Source organism: Anaerolactibacter massiliensis, assembly GCF_900290205.1.
In the GTDB taxonomy this organism is placed as follows: domain Bacteria; phylum Bacillota_I; class Bacilli_A; order Erysipelotrichales; family Erysipelotrichaceae; genus Bulleidia; species Bulleidia intestinalis.
On record NZ_OLMH01000002.1, the window covers coordinates 2,013,824 to 2,027,918 of the forward strand.

The window sequence follows — 14,095 nt, forward strand, 5'->3', positions numbered from 1 at the left end:
GTCTTTGCTTATTCTGCCGCTTTCAGCAGGTCCTGTTTCAGGGCCTGCAGTTTTTCTTCTGCATCTGCATCATTCTTTCCGCATACTCCGAAGTAGAACTTGATCTTCGGTTCTGTTCCGGAAGGACGTGCGCAGCACCATGCATGATCCGCCAGTTCATAATAGAGCACATCTGATTCCGGAAGCGTCAGTGCACTGATGGTTCCGGTTCTGCAGTCTGTCCGGACTCTCTTCTTGTAGTCTCTGACCGCAAGCACTTCACTGCCGCCCAGGTTCTTCTCCGGGTTGCTGCGCATGCGCTCCATGAGTGCATGGATCTTCTGTGCTCCGGTGATGCCATTCATCTCAATGGATACAAGTCCTTCTCTGTAATAGCCATACTTCTCATACAGATCATGCATGGCATCGCAGAGCGTCTTTCCTTCATGTTTATAGAACGCTGCCAGCTCGCACAGCATCATGACGGCAGCCGGCGCATCCTTGTCTCTTGCATAGGTTCCCGGCAGGCATCCGTAGGACTCTTCAAAGCCGAAGACATAGTGATACATATGATTCTGCTCAAACAGATGGATCTGCTCGCCGATATACTTGAAGCCTGTCAGTGTTTCAATATGCTTCACGCCATACTCTTCACACAGCGGTTCTGCCATATCGGTCGTCACGATCGTATCTACTAATGCAGGATTCTCAGGCATCGTATGATTCTTCGTGCGTTCCCGGAGAATATACTCTGCAATCAGCATTCCCGACATATTGCCGTTAAACGACTCGAACTTCCCGGTCTTCGCATTCTTCGCATAGACACCGAGCCGATCCGCATCCGGATCAGTTGCGAGGATGATATCCGCATTCTCCTTTTCTGCCTGAGCAAGCGGAATCTTCCATACTTCCGGATTCTCCGGATTCGGCGAAGGAATCGTCGAGAAATCAGGATCCGGTGCTTCATGTTCCGGAACGACAGATACATGCACGAAGCCAAGTTCCGACAGCAGTCTTCTCACCGGCAGATTGCCCGTTCCATGCAGCGGCGAATAGACAATCCGGATGTTCTCTGCTTCTTCCCGGATCACTTCCGGATGGATGGACAGCGCTTTGACTTCCGCAATATATGCATCATCAATCTCTTTTCCGATCACATGATACAGACCAGCTTTCACAGCCTCTTCTTTCGGCATGGTCTTCACCTGGGAGAACTCCGTGACCTTCGCCACTTCCTTCATGATGTTTCCATCATGAGGCGGCGTGATCTGAGCTCCGTCTTCCCAGTAGACTTTATAGCCATTGTAGATGGCAGGATTATGACTAGCCGTGATGACAATGCCCGCCTTGCAATGCAGCTGTCTCACCGCAAACGACAGCTCCGGAGTCGGCCTCAATGTCTCAAACCGGTACGTCCGGATGCCATTGGCATTCAGCACCAGCGCCGCTGCTTCAGAAAACTCCGGCGACATGTGCCGGCTGTCAAACGCAATCGCACAGCCCTGCTCGGCCCCATGCTGAGCCAGAATATAGTCTGCCAGTCCCTGCGTTGCCTGACGCACCGTATAGATATTCATGCGGTTGGTACCAGCCCCGATCACTCCGCGCAGCCCGCCGGTCCCGAACTTCAGATTCCGATAGAACCGATCTTCGATCTCTGCTTCATTTCCAGCCAGATCTCTTAATTCCTGCTTTGTCTCCTCATCGACATAGCTGCTTGTCAGCCATTCCTGATAGCGTGCTTCTGCCTGTTCATTCATGTTCATAACCCTCCGGGAAAATGATACTCCATACCATCCGATTCTGTGCGGCATGAAAACATGGCCCTGCAGATTCCGCGCAGGACCATGTGCCACACTCTGAAGCTGATTTCCTTACTGAACCTTCTGAACCATTTCCAGCACTGCATCGCGGATCTCATGATTCACGCTCACTGCATGTTCATGCGTATCCTGGCAGGAATAGAAATAGAACTTGATCTTCGGTTCTGTTCCGGAAGGACGGATTGCAAACCAGCTGTCATTATCCAGATAGAACCTGAGGACATTGGAAGCAGGGATGTCTTCATAGCCATTCTGGTAGTCAATGACCTTCACAACCTTATGACCGGCAACCTCAGAAGGCTGATGGCCGCGTACATATACCATCATGCGGCTGATGCGCTCAGAACCCTCAATGCCCTTGAGCACAAGATTCGGTTCATCTTCTGCAAATGCGCCATACTTCTGATAGATATCCTGGAGGACATCATACAGCGTCTTGCCCTCTTTCCGGTAATACGCAGCAGCCTCGGCCACCAGCATACCCGCACTGATGCCATCCTTGTCACGGATCTCATCGCAAGCCGAATAGCCGACCGACTCTTCATAGCCGAACAGATACGTATAGCCATGCTCCTGCAGATACGGAATGCGTCCGCAGATATTCTTGAACCCGGTCAGGGACTCAAACATCTTCACGCCATACGCCTCGCAGATTCTTGTCGAAAGCGTGGAAGTGACAATGGACTTCACCATCGCTCCCTTAGCCGGCAATGTGCCCGCAGACTTTCTTCCTTCCAGAATATAGTTGACCAATAGATATCCCGTCTGGTTTCCATTCAGCGGAACATACGTTCCATCCTTTGCCAGCAGCTCAATCGCAAACCGGTCAGAATCCGGGTCCGTTGCCATCAGCAGCTCAGCACCCGTTTCATGTCCGAGCTTCTCAGCCAGTCTGAACGCCTTCGGATCCTCCGGGTTCGGATAGCCTACCGTAGAGAAATCCGGATCCGGATTCTCCTGCTCCGGAACAATATGCCAGTTCGTGAACCCGCGGTCCTTCAGCATCGTCCGGAACGGAATCGAACCCGCACCATTGAGCGGCGTATAGACCAGCGGAATGCTCAGATCCAGCTCATCCCCGGAATGAATCGCCAGACCCTCAATCATATCCAGATACATGCGGTCATATTCCGGACCAAGCACTTCAATCAATCCCTGAGCCAGAGCTGCTTCATAGTCCATCTTCTTCACGCCTGACCAGATGTCGACCTTCTCGATCTTCTCGGTCATGCCATCTGCCACATCCGAAGAAACCTGGCAGCCATCTTCCCAGTAAGCCTTGTATCCGTTGTATTCCGGCGGATTATGAGAAGCTGTGATATTGATTCCTGAAATCGTATGCAGACGGCGGATCATGCAGGCAAGTTCCGGCGTCGGCCTCAGATCCGGGAACACATATACATGAATTCCGTTCGCAGCCAGAATCGAAGCAGTCAGCTGCGAGAATTCCTTCGAGAAATGACGCGGATCATGCGCGATGACCACGCCTTTCTTCTTCGCTTCCTCGCCATGTTCCGCGATATAATCTGCAATTCCCTGGGTAGCTTTTCCTACCGTATAAAAATTCATCCGGTTCGTTCCGGCACCGACCACTCCGCGAAGACCAGCCGTTCCGAACTTCAGATCCTGATAGAAGCTCTCTTCGATCTCCTTCTGGTTTCCTGACATTCCCTTCAGCTGTTCATACAGAGGGTCGCTCTCCGGCACATTCCGGAGCCACTCCTCGTATCGTTCCTGTGCATTCATTGATTATTTCCTCCTGGTTTTTTTCTGCACTCTGATGATACATCATTCCAGGCAGAAATGCGACGCATCCAGCTCATCAGAATCTCAATCCTGTATACCTGTTTCTCTCATAAAAAGAGCCTCCCGCTATGAGAAAGGAAGCTCTTCGTGAGGACATGTGCAGCTTTCATAAGTTCAGCCGATTCAGAAGGATCCGTTGATTATGCCAGGCATCATCACCATGAGGGGTTAGTGATGAAGCCATTGCAGACGGAGGTCATACGCCGCACATGCATGCAGCCAGGAACTGTTTTCTTCCTGTCTTTTCTGCCTTCTCATTGTATTTTCAGGAAACCCGATTCTCCAGCCCCTCTTCCGTCCACTTTCTTTCAAATGTCCGAACCAGGTATTCAGAAAGACAGATCCGTCTGATGAGACAATGCCGTGATCGAAGCCGGAATCGAACCTTTCATCATCGCATAGCACTGTCTGACGATCTTTTCCGGATCCTTCTTCATGCCCTGTTCCACATACCGGTACAGCAGTCCTGAGAATACGCCATAGTAATAATCCACCATGAAATTCTCATTGTCCGGATCCAATTTCGTATGCATGCTCTCGCAGTTCTGGTTCACCGCATCTTCCAGCACCATGCGCCCGTATCGCTCCACTTCCCGCTTGAAGTCGCTGTGATACCTCGAGAAATAGATATTCATGATCTCTTCGCGATGTTCCTGGAAATACTTCAGAATCAGATAATACGCTTTCGTCCAGCTCTGATAGTTCCGGACGCCCTTCGTCAGTTCATCAATCTCCGTCCGGATGCAGTCAAACACCAGATCCTCCAGGTCATGATAATTATAATAGAACCCGCTCTTGCTGACATGAGACACCTTCAGCACATCCCTGCATGTGATCTGATCCATTCTTCTGGTCCTGAGCATCGGAAACACGCAGCTTCTCAGCTGTGCAACCGCATCCGTCACGGACCTTTCCACAATTCCTGCCGTCATATTCAAACCCTTTCTGCGGAAGAAAAAACACCCTTGGTGAAACCTATGATTGTAATGGGTTCTTCCGGAATCCTGCTCTCCCATTCTAACGCGCAGGCATTCCTCATGCAACGTGCAGAAAAGAGACCGCATCTCTGCAGTCTCTCATAATCCTCAGGCTCTTGTGCTCTGATTGATATAACCGATGATATTTGACGCATTGGCATACGTCTCAGCCATGCCATCATGCACTCTCACCAGCGTCGGTGCCTGCATGATGCCGTACTTCTTCACGAGATCCGCATGCTCATCCGCATCGATGATCTGATAGCTGAAATTGCTGCGATTCAGAAGCTCCTTCACCATTCTGCAGTTCGGACACGTCTTCGTCGTGAACAGCAGCAGAGAATCCCCTGCCGAAGCTGGCTGAACAGGAGCAGCAGCCTGCGCTTCTTCCTTGAAATCCGCCAGCGGTCTGGATACCAGTCCTTCGACTTTATATGTCTTGCGATCCTTGAACTCCTGTGTCTTGCCGGCATTCCAGTTCTTCACCGGACGATAGTATCCGGTAATGCGGGAATAGACCTCGGTCTCTGCACCGCACTTCGGGCACTTCCATACCTCGCCGGAAATATAGCCATCATTCGGGCATACCGAATAGGTCGGGCTGATCGTATAATACGGAAGCTTGTAATTCTGAGCGATCTTCCTGACTAACAGTGCCGCCGACTTCCAGTCGGACAGGCGCTCGCCGAGGAATGCATGGAACACGGTACCTGACGTATAGAGCGTCTGGAACTGATCTTCAATATCAAGCGCACTGAAGATATCATCCGTATATCCCACCGGCAGATGGCTGCTGTTGGTATAGTACGGCGTACCATTCATATTCGCTGTGATGATATCCGGATAGCGCTCCTTATCATGCTTGGCAAGACGGTAAGTCGTGCTCTCGGCAGGAGTTGCTTCCAGGTTGTACAGATCTCCATACTTCTCCTGGTAATCTGACAGTCTCTCCCGCATATGATTCAGCACTTCCACCGTGAACTTCTGTGCCTCTTCATGCGTCAGATCTTCCCGGATCCACTTCGCATTCAGACACGTCTCATTCATGCCGATCAGACCGATCGTGCTGAAATGATTGTTGAATGTTCCAAGATACCGCTTCGTATACGGATACAATCCCGCATCCAGCAGCTTCGTGATAACATCACGCTTCGTCTTCAGAGAACGTGCGGAGAGATCCATGATATGATCCAGTCTTGCATAGAACTCCTTTTCATCCTTGGACAGATAAGCAATTCTAGGCATATTGATGGTGACAACTCCGATCGAGCCCGTGCTTTCACCAGAGCCGAAATAACCACCGGACTTCTTGCGCAGCTCTCTCAGATCCAGTCTCAGCCGGCAGCACATCGAACGCACATCGCTCGGCTTCATATCTGAATTGACATAGTTGGAGAAATACGGAGTTCCGTACTTCGCCGTCATCTCAAACAGCAGGCGGTTATTCTCGGTATCGCTCCAGTCAAAATCCTTCGTGATCGAATACGTCGGAATCGGATACTGGAAGCCTCTGCCATTGGCATCACCTTCGATCATCGTCTCGATGAATGCCTTGTTGACCATATCCATTTCCGGCTTGCAGTCCTTGTACTTGAACGGCATCTCCTTGCCGCCGACAATCGCCGGCAGTTCCGCCAGATCATCCGGAACCGTCCAGTCCAGCGTGATATTCGTAAACGGCGCCTGCGTCCCCCATCTGGACGGCGTATTCACACCATAGATGAACGACTGGATATCCTGCTTCACTTCCTTGTAATCCAGATGATCTGCCTTCACGAATGGAGCCAGATACGTATCAAAGCTCGAGAACGCCTGGGCACCAGCCCACTCATTCTGCATGATGCCTAAGAAGTTGACCATCTGATTGCACAGCGTGCTCAGATGCTTAGCTGGCGAAGAAGTGATCTTTCCGGTCACTCCTCCGAGTCCTTCCTGAATCAGCTGCTTCAGCGACCATCCGGCGCAATACCCCGTTAACATGCTCAGATCATGAATATGAATATCGCCGCTCCGGTGCGCATTGGCAATTTCTTCATCATAGACTTCCGACAGCCAGTAGTTCGCCGTGATCGCTCCGGAGTTGGACAGAATCAGGCCTCCTACCGAATACGTAACCGTAGAATTCTCCTTCACCCGCCAGTCCAGCGCCTTCAGATAATTATCCACGAGCTTCTTGTAGTCCAGTGTCGTGGCTGTAATATTGCGCACATTCTCCCGCTGCTTCCGGTACAGAATATAAGCCTTGGCCACATCCGAATACCCGGACTCCGAAAGCATCTTCTCCACGCTGTCCTGGATACCCTCCACGCCGATCAGACCATCCTGAATCTTCGGTTCGAAATCACTGGTAGCTCTTAATGCAATCAGATCCAGAATGCTGTCATTGTACTCTCTGCCGCATGCCTCAAATGCTTTCCGGATTGCTGCACTGATTTTCTTGACATCAAAGTCAGCAATCTTTCCATCCCGTTTCAATACCCTGTACATATCACTTCACTCCTCTTAATTCCGCATCCGGAACAAATTCTTTTACAGCAGCAAGCAAGCCTGCCATTTCATCAGCATCATAAGCGGTCCATCCAGGCTGGATCACCGATCCGCTGTCCTGATACTGCTGCAGATAATAATGCCTTGCACCCTGGATCCGCTTTGCCATCGCCTGCAGATCTTCCTTCGTATGCAGCTCCCTGACCACCGTCGTGCGGAACTCATACTCCACATTCCCATGCATCAGGAACTCAATGCTTTTCTCAATCCGATCGATCTGGAATACTTCCGGATTCAGACCAGCCGTCTCCGCGTACTTCTCAGACGTATTCTTCAGATCCATTGCAACATAATCCACCAGTCCGGCATGGACAATCTCTTCAAGTTTCTCCGGGTAATACCCATTGGTATCCAGCTTCACGAGATACCCCATCTCCCGGATCGCTTCAATAAACTCTTCAAGTCCATCCTGGATCAGCGGTTCCCCTCCGGAAATGCACACTCCATCCAGCAAGCCCCTGCGCTTCTCCAGATACTCCAGAACCCGCTCCGCCGGAAAGAACTCATAATTATCCGGCAGAAACACCAGTTCCTTGTTATGACAGAACGGGCACTTGAAATTACAGCCCCCGGTAAATACCGCCGCCGCTGCCTTTCCCGGGTAATCCAGCAGGGTCACCTTCTGCAGGCCGCCGATCTTGATTCCCTGATATCTCGGCTCAGGATTCAGATTTCTCGAGTTCTCGCATACCTGATTCAGTGCTTCCTCAAACGACTCCATCTCCACTCCGCGTGCCATCAGGCTGCGGTATTCATTGCGCAGATCATACAGCTCATTCATGACCTCTGCCGCCCGCTGAGTCGTGTACAGACGCTTCACCCGGCGATCATTCTCATCGGTTCGTACCTGCACATAATCCTGTTCAATCAGCTTCTGAATACTCTTGGTCGTAGTTCCCTTATCCACTTCCCCGATCCGGGAAACCTCCTGCATCGTGATGCCCTCATTTTCATTGATAAAGAACAGAAACATCAGCTGGCCGGACCCAATTCCATACTTTGCAAGCGCCTTATCAAAAAACTTCATCGTATTCCGATAAAGCACTGAAAGACTGATCAGAAAATTCCCATCCTGTGCCATTTCTGCCTCCTTATCAAAAAACAGAAATCCAGCAATTAGTTGGATTTCCAATTAATTCGGACAATTATCAGTTTACGCTGAATCTGATAAACTTCAACATCCTTTCCTGAACCAGGCAATCTTTTCTCACCTCAGTACCCCAGCACATCAATCATTCTTTCATTCACAGATGAACTGCAAGTTCAGCAATCACCAAACCATTTTCCCAGTCCGGAATCAGAAAGAGTACTTTGACATTTTCCTTACTTCCTTTCAGAATAACAGCTATGAGAAAACTGAAACAATTCTATCAAAGCAATCCGATGCGCTTCATGATCATTGCTTATGGACTCTATATCATCTGTTTCTTTCTGCTTGATAACTGGGACAGGTCTTCCTACACCTATCTGCACAGCTCTATCGATGATCTGATCCCATTTGCTACCCAGGCAGTCTATTTCTATATTTCCTGGTTTCCGCTCATGGTCGTGCCGATTCTCACCTTCTGGCACCGGAAATCCTATGAAGAACTCTGGGACTTCATCATGCCGATGCTCATGGCAATGTTCCTGTCTTTACTGATCTACCTCTTCTGGCCGAACGCCCTGCGGCTAAGACCGGCAGAAGTAACCGGAAACTCTCTCAGCGCATGGATTACCAGAGCAATCCAGTCCGCTGACAGTCCGACCAATGTCTGCCCTTCCATCCATGTCTCTACCACAATTCTGATTGACTGCTCTCTGCATCGCAGTCCGCAATTCAGAAAAAAAGGCATCGCTGCCTCTGCTCTTCTGCACCTGCTGGTCATCGCCATCTGCATCTCTGTCATGATGCTGAAACAGCACAGCATCATCGATGTAGTCGCCGGAGCAGTCTTTGCCTTCGTTCTCAATTACCTCTGGGTTCATAAGCTGAATCCAGGACCAGAAACTGAAATGCATTAATTCTCCATTTTGTAACCCTCAGATCAGGATATTCTTTCATCCCCGAAATAGTCAGTCATATATTGCTCTAAAGGTTAATACGTTCTTAATGTCCATCCTCCCGATGCTAATCAAGATCGCAGCAGAAAGCAAATATACCTGGTCGTTTCCCAGGAAATATGAAATACTGAACTCAAGGGGAACTCCATGAAACAATATCCGATCTGTATCATTGACGATTCTGAGGAAGATCAGAAGCGTCTTCTGAATATTGCAGGCAAGGTGTTTCCTGAGGCAGTATGTTCCGTCTTTTCTTCCTGCTCTGAATTCCTGGCGAGCAGCAGTTATTACCTGCTTGTGCTTCTGGATATCCAGGTTGCAGAAGAAGATGGGATCCGCTGCTCTCAGGAGATTTCCATGCATGCATCATTCATTGCATATGTTACGTCCTACAATGAACGGGTTATGGATGCCTTCGCACCGAAGGTTGCTGGATTTCTGACCAAAAGCATGACGGATGAAGAATTATCAGCCGGGCTTCAGAAAATCAGAAACAGATATTTTGTGCCGTCAATGCAGATCAGAACCAGAACAGGGGTGATCTCTTTTCATCCTTCCATGGTGCAGTATATTTCAAAAAGAGGCAGAACCATCTATATCAGTTTCGGGAAAGAAATGGAATATCAGCTTGTGGCGGAAACCATCCAGCATTGCCAGGAGATCCTCCCGGACCTATGCAGGATCAATCAGTCTGAACTTGTGAATCTGGATTATGTCCGAAGCATAACTCCGGAAGAACTGGAATTATATGACGGAACACGTCTGTTTCCGAGCAGGAGAGAACGCAGACATGTTCAGGAAGTATTTCTGAGGAGAATCCAATGACGGAACTTTGCACTTTATCTGAAATGTTCCTCGGAGTGATTTTCGCTATTGCTCCGTTTGCTCATAAAGACACTATCAGAAAAACGGATCTGTATCTGTATCTTGTGATTTCCTGGCTGATCACGGGCTTCTCGATGATTCTTCAGGACCGTATTCTTCCTCCGCTTATATCGGGCATGCAGAATATGCTTCCTTCGTTTCTGATCTGGATTCCATTCAGATTCTGCGCGTACTTTATCCTGTTTTACGGAGGGCTGGAGGATAACCGGAAAGAATCCACAGTACTGACAGCGATCACGATTCTTTTTGATGTCTGTGCCCTGGTTCTGGAACAAGTTGTTCTGGAATACTCTTCTTCCCTTCATGGCTTTGCACCGGAATATACAGATCTGTATTACAGCTGGGGAGTGAGTCCGCTGTATCTGATTCTCCGCTGTTCCTATGCAGTATTTCTGCGCTTATATTTCGGATACCATGATTTTGAACAGATTGAAGATTCCAGAAATGCTGTGATTGCGGCTGGATTTTCGATTCTGATGATTGCAGCAATCCGAGGAAAGGCACAGCCCCTGGCAATCATCCCTGCATTTATCTATCCGCTGGTCTTTGTTTTCTTCATTGATCGGACCATTCTCAATGAGAAGCGCCAGCAGCAGGCGGAGGCGATTACGGTGAATATGAATCAGAGCAGGACCGCAATGCAGATTCAGAGGGACCAGGCAATTAAAACACTGAAGGAACACCATCGGCAGAGGAAAGAGACTCTGAAGATCATCGGGCTTCTGAAAGAAAACAGAATAGATGAAGCATCTGCTCTCCTGACAGAAAGCCTTCGGCAGTCATCTGAAGTGAAGGGGCTGGAGAATGAATATCTGGATGCTGCACTTCGCTATCTTCAAGCTGAATATCCTGATTTATGTTTTCGGATGATTGATCAGCTCAGCGGCACGGAACAGATTGATTTCTCTGATCTGGCAATTCTCATCACTGTCATGATTCAGGTGCTCTATCCTCATAGAACTGAAGCCTCCGGATCCGCAGAGATCACGATCACAGGTCAGGGAACGATGATACTGCTTCATATCAGAACCCTTCCTGCAAAGTCAGAAAGAAATAACTATGAATTCAATCAGGAAGAACTGGCGATGATCAGACACCTGATCAGAAAATATGACGGCTTTTCCAATGATGGATATCGTTCAGGAAATATCCGTGCAGTTCTGAATCAGAGAGCCAGATAAACCAGAATCAGACCAGATAGACTCAGAATGTTCCTGAAGGAGTCTGAATATGCAATGATGGGCACAGCAAAGGAGGATTGACCCTATGAAAAAGTCGTCTAGAAATCTGCTGATCGCTCTTCTGATTCTGCTTCTCGGATTGGCAATGGCTTATCTGAAACTTTCCAATGAGGTTGTCAACGTCAGATATTCTGATACAGGAGGAACTTATTTCTACTCTGATGGAACCACTGAAGAAGCTCCCAATGTTTATGTCTATAAAGAGTTCGATAATTATTTCGCGGCTTACACCGGCAAGCAGATCACTCATTTCGAAGTAGGAACATTTGATGATCACAGCAGGTATATCACGATCCAGACGACAAAATGGAATCTTCTGTTTGGCAGGAACATCTATAAATCAATTCCGATTACTTATACATACACGCAGGTTCCTATGATCGAGCACATCTATTACTACAACGGTGACATGGCTCCTGAGAAACTTAGGACAGCCTCCCCCAGCAGATATCAGGAAGACATGGTATTGCTTGAAATGTTTCAGGATACAACTCTCCAGAATGAATAGAAACACATGTCTGCTCTGCTCCGAAAAGCTGCCGAATGAGCAATAATCAGACCAGATAAGCAATACTTATAGAATTCTGATGAGACGATGGATCATACTGTTTCTGAGGATCCTCCGCACAGCTGAATGAAAGGGACTCATGAAATGAAAACTCACTCTGACTTTACCTGCCCGGATTGCGGAACAATGCTGGAAGCCGATGAGAGAAAATCATTTTTCTCCCGTGATACTTACACGTGTCCTGAATGTCACAGAACATTCACTGTGAAGTACAATGTGCTTCTTTCATTTGCTGAACTGTATCTATTGCTCAAACTGCTGGAGGCTGTATCAGGCTTCATCGTTGGAAAAATGACCTTCGTCAATGATAAAGAACCGGTTATCTTTCTGGTGGAAATCGTACTGGCTTTCATCATTTCCCGCTTCAGGCCAGGTATCCTGCAGAAGCTGAAAATTGCAAAGCTTGCAGAAATACAGGAGACCAGAAATCAATGACATGGATGGTTTAATGAAAATGTCCCATCTTGTTATGAATTGAATGTGTCTCACAATCATCTAACTTCTGAGCTTAGAGAAGAATTGAACAATTTTCTGAAAGGCATATGATGAATGCAGAGCCCGACAGGCTCAGGAGGTAATTGCAATGCTCTGGATTATTCGGATTCTGATTGTCGGCCTGATTGCAGGCTGGCTTGCAAACAAGGTCATGCATCAGGATAGCTCTGATATGGGAAAGAACCTGGCTCTTGGCGTGGTCGGTTCGATTGTCGGTTCTCTGGTAGGAGCTCTGATCGGACTGCAGTCCACCAACCTGATCGGATCCATCATCCTTGCAGTGATCGGCGCATGTCTTGCAGAATGGATCTACAGCAGATATCTGGCAAAGCACTGATCATTCTCAGATTTTCAGCATTACATGCATACATGCAGAACAGGAGGCAGCTTGATTTGCTGTCTCCTGTTTTCATCTCCAGGACTCAGAAGATGTGATCAGTCCTGTGTTATTCAGAAGACATCTGACATGAGAAACACATCCAGGCAGACTGATCGTGATCATCAATCAGAAACCTGGAGGTTAATTTCATGAAAGGATAGCAGCACAATCACTTCACCCAGAAGAAAGATTATCAGCCTCGCTTCATTGCCTGATTGCAATCCATTCTGAACTGCGAGGTGAATTCAACAGGATATTTCGTTTCTCTCATGCTTTCAGATTTTCAAACAGTTCGTCAAGATCAGAATAGCCCTTGACTGTCTGGTCCTTTGCAATCCGATCTGCTTCCATCAGAGCAGCAAGCGTTTCGCCATCTGGCTGATTCAGGGAAATTTCGAAAGGGATCTTTCCCTCCCGGAGAGACTGGCGGACAAAGATGCTGAACGCAGTCGAAATGTTCATGCCCAGCTCGTTAAAGAGTGCGTCTGCCTGTGCTTTCAGATCAGAATCCATGCGAATCCTGATAGTAGTTTTTTTACTCATACGTCCATCTCCCTTCTATCTGCAGTCAGATTGTTGTATCAAGTACTGTGACTTCATCAGAAAAATAAATTTCATCAACAATATCAATAAAGGTATCAGATGACCCGGAATGATTTGAGTGAATAAAGGGAATCAGATTAACCGCACACCACACCGCAAGGATGATCATCCACACTTTTGTTTTCTTCTTCATCCCGATACCTCCTCCATTATTCTTGCACAATTGGAAGAAATTGAATTAATGGCGGCGCATTCCCCGTCTATAGCGTCATAGACGTTCAGGCGTGGTCAGCCGCCTTTCTTCTGCCTGTCGGACGATGGAAGCCGTCATTATCACGTTTCCCCTGTTCCTGGATATAAATGCGGACTGCTTCTTCCGTGGTTTCAGATACCGTGCTCAGAAAATAGCTGTCTGACCAGAATAATGGCTTCCCGTAATACTTACTCAATGCAGAAGAAAATTCTTTCCGAAGCAGACGAGAGGTTACAGTCTTGTAATTATTGACCAGCTTGGAAAGCTGAGTCTGAGGAGATGCCTCAAACAGAATATGCACATGGTCCTGGTCAGTATTGATCTCCAGAATCCGGCAGTTCCAGTCTTCCTCTATCACTTCGTGACTGATCTGTTCCAGACGTTCCGCAATGTCTCCTGTTAACACCGGATGCCGGAATTTTGTTACAGCAACTAAATGGTACTGTAGTTTGCAGATAGAGTGACGATTCCTGCGGTATTCATTGTATAAATCCGTATAGTTTCCTCCTCCTGCAGGAGGATACCACTGAATGTGCTGCAATCTCAGAAAACGGAG

Annotated in this window: 14 protein-coding genes; 6 read left to right on the forward strand and 8 right to left on the reverse strand. The window is 48.1% G+C overall.

Annotation, left to right across the window (positions count from 1 at the left end; all coding sequences use genetic code 11):
- Positions 1-8: 8 nt before the first annotated feature.
- The 5 genes from C7E00_RS13105 to C7E00_RS13125 form a co-directional block, all read right to left on the reverse strand.
- Entirely contained in the window at positions 9-1,739 is a 1,731-nt protein-coding gene (locus C7E00_RS13105) for a phospho-sugar mutase (RefSeq protein ID WP_105304966.1), read from the reverse strand.
- Positions 1,740-1,853: 114 nt separating this feature from the next.
- Positions 1,854-3,548, reverse strand: coding sequence for a phospho-sugar mutase (locus C7E00_RS13110; protein ID WP_105304684.1), 1,695 nt, complete (start codon positions 3,546-3,548; stop codon positions 1,854-1,856).
- 389 nt (positions 3,549-3,937) lie between these two features.
- Entirely contained in the window at positions 3,938-4,540 is a 603-nt protein-coding gene (locus tag C7E00_RS13115; protein ID WP_105304685.1) for a TetR/AcrR family transcriptional regulator, read from the reverse strand.
- A 153-nt stretch (positions 4,541-4,693) separates the two neighbouring features.
- Positions 4,694-7,072, reverse strand: a complete 2,379-nt coding sequence (locus tag C7E00_RS13120) for a ribonucleoside triphosphate reductase (protein ID WP_105304686.1) — start codon at positions 7,070-7,072, stop codon at positions 4,694-4,696.
- A 1-nt stretch (position 7,073) separates the two neighbouring features.
- Positions 7,074-8,213, reverse strand: coding sequence for an anaerobic ribonucleoside-triphosphate reductase activating protein (locus C7E00_RS13125; protein ID WP_105304687.1), 1,140 nt, complete (start codon positions 8,211-8,213; stop codon positions 7,074-7,076).
- Positions 8,214-8,479: 266 nt separating this feature from the next.
- On the opposite strand from C7E00_RS13125, the gene C7E00_RS13130 reads away from it, so the two are divergent.
- The 6 genes from C7E00_RS13130 (at position 8,480) to C7E00_RS13155 (ending at position 12,701) form a co-directional block, all read left to right on the forward strand.
- On the forward strand, positions 8,480-9,136 hold the full coding sequence (locus C7E00_RS13130; protein ID WP_105304688.1) for a phosphatase PAP2 family protein: 657 nt from the start codon (positions 8,480-8,482) through the stop codon (positions 9,134-9,136).
- A gap of 186 nt (positions 9,137-9,322) precedes the next feature.
- A complete protein-coding gene (locus tag C7E00_RS13135; RefSeq protein WP_105304689.1) occupies positions 9,323-10,000 on the forward strand; it encodes a LytR/AlgR family response regulator transcription factor in 678 nt (225 codons plus the stop codon).
- On the forward strand, positions 9,997-11,241 hold the full coding sequence (locus C7E00_RS13140) for a hypothetical protein (RefSeq protein WP_105304690.1): 1,245 nt from the start codon (positions 9,997-9,999) through the stop codon (positions 11,239-11,241). Before C7E00_RS13135 ends, C7E00_RS13140 begins: the two co-directional genes overlap by 4 nt.
- Positions 11,242-11,326: 85 nt before the next feature.
- Positions 11,327-11,809, forward strand: a complete 483-nt coding sequence (locus C7E00_RS13145; protein ID WP_105304691.1) for a hypothetical protein — start codon at positions 11,327-11,329, stop codon at positions 11,807-11,809.
- A 144-nt stretch (positions 11,810-11,953) separates the two neighbouring features.
- Positions 11,954-12,304, forward strand: coding sequence for a hypothetical protein (locus C7E00_RS13150; protein ID WP_135358231.1), 351 nt, complete (start codon positions 11,954-11,956; stop codon positions 12,302-12,304).
- 148 nt (positions 12,305-12,452) lie between these two features.
- Positions 12,453-12,701 (forward strand): GlsB/YeaQ/YmgE family stress response membrane protein, encoded by a 249-nt coding sequence (locus C7E00_RS13155; protein WP_105304693.1) that lies wholly within the window; start codon positions 12,453-12,455, stop codon positions 12,699-12,701.
- A 309-nt stretch (positions 12,702-13,010) separates the two neighbouring features.
- Here C7E00_RS13155 and C7E00_RS13160 read toward each other — a convergent pair whose 3' ends face one another.
- From C7E00_RS13160 to tnpA, 3 genes are all read right to left on the reverse strand, one after another.
- Positions 13,011-13,286 (reverse strand): type II toxin-antitoxin system RelB/DinJ family antitoxin, encoded by a 276-nt coding sequence (locus tag C7E00_RS13160; protein WP_105304694.1) that lies wholly within the window; start codon positions 13,284-13,286, stop codon positions 13,011-13,013.
- 25 nt (positions 13,287-13,311) lie between these two features.
- Positions 13,312-13,479, reverse strand: a complete 168-nt coding sequence (locus C7E00_RS16260) for a hypothetical protein (RefSeq protein WP_154505988.1) — start codon at positions 13,477-13,479, stop codon at positions 13,312-13,314.
- A gap of 85 nt (positions 13,480-13,564) precedes the next feature.
- Positions 13,565-14,080, reverse strand: coding sequence for an IS200/IS605 family transposase (gene tnpA / locus C7E00_RS13165; RefSeq protein WP_154505987.1), 516 nt, complete (start codon positions 14,078-14,080; stop codon positions 13,565-13,567).
- Positions 14,081-14,095: the final 15 nt, after the last annotated feature.

What these genes read in the sequence shown, in the direction of transcription:
- C7E00_RS13150 (WP_135358231.1), top strand. Translation starts at nt 11,954, where the DNA reads ATGAAAACTCACTCTGACTTTACCTGCCCGGATTGCGGAACAATGCTG.
- C7E00_RS13120 (WP_105304686.1), bottom strand. Translation starts at nt 7,072, where the DNA reads ATGTACAGGGTATTGAAACGGGATGGAAAGATTGCTGACTTTGATGTC.
- C7E00_RS13155 (WP_105304693.1), top strand. Translation starts at nt 12,453, where the DNA reads ATGCTCTGGATTATTCGGATTCTGATTGTCGGCCTGATTGCAGGCTGG.
- C7E00_RS13135 (WP_105304689.1), top strand. Translation starts at nt 9,323, where the DNA reads ATGAAACAATATCCGATCTGTATCATTGACGATTCTGAGGAAGATCAG.
- C7E00_RS13140 (WP_105304690.1), top strand. Translation starts at nt 9,997, where the DNA reads ATGACGGAACTTTGCACTTTATCTGAAATGTTCCTCGGAGTGATTTTC.
- C7E00_RS13130 (WP_105304688.1), top strand. Translation starts at nt 8,480, where the DNA reads ATGAGAAAACTGAAACAATTCTATCAAAGCAATCCGATGCGCTTCATG.
- C7E00_RS13105 (WP_105304966.1), bottom strand. Translation starts at nt 1,739, where the DNA reads ATGAATGAACAGGCAGAAGCACGCTATCAGGAATGGCTGACAAGCAGC.
- C7E00_RS13125 (WP_105304687.1), bottom strand. Translation starts at nt 8,213, where the DNA reads ATGGCACAGGATGGGAATTTTCTGATCAGTCTTTCAGTGCTTTATCGG.
- C7E00_RS13145 (WP_105304691.1), top strand. Translation starts at nt 11,327, where the DNA reads ATGAAAAAGTCGTCTAGAAATCTGCTGATCGCTCTTCTGATTCTGCTT.
- C7E00_RS13115 (WP_105304685.1), bottom strand. Translation starts at nt 4,540, where the DNA reads ATGACGGCAGGAATTGTGGAAAGGTCCGTGACGGATGCGGTTGCACAG.
- C7E00_RS13110 (WP_105304684.1), bottom strand. Translation starts at nt 3,548, where the DNA reads ATGAATGCACAGGAACGATACGAGGAGTGGCTCCGGAATGTGCCGGAG.
- C7E00_RS13160 (WP_105304694.1), bottom strand. Translation starts at nt 13,286, where the DNA reads ATGAGTAAAAAAACTACTATCAGGATTCGCATGGATTCTGATCTGAAA.
- C7E00_RS16260 (WP_154505988.1), bottom strand. Translation starts at nt 13,479, where the DNA reads ATGAAGAAGAAAACAAAAGTGTGGATGATCATCCTTGCGGTGTGGTGT.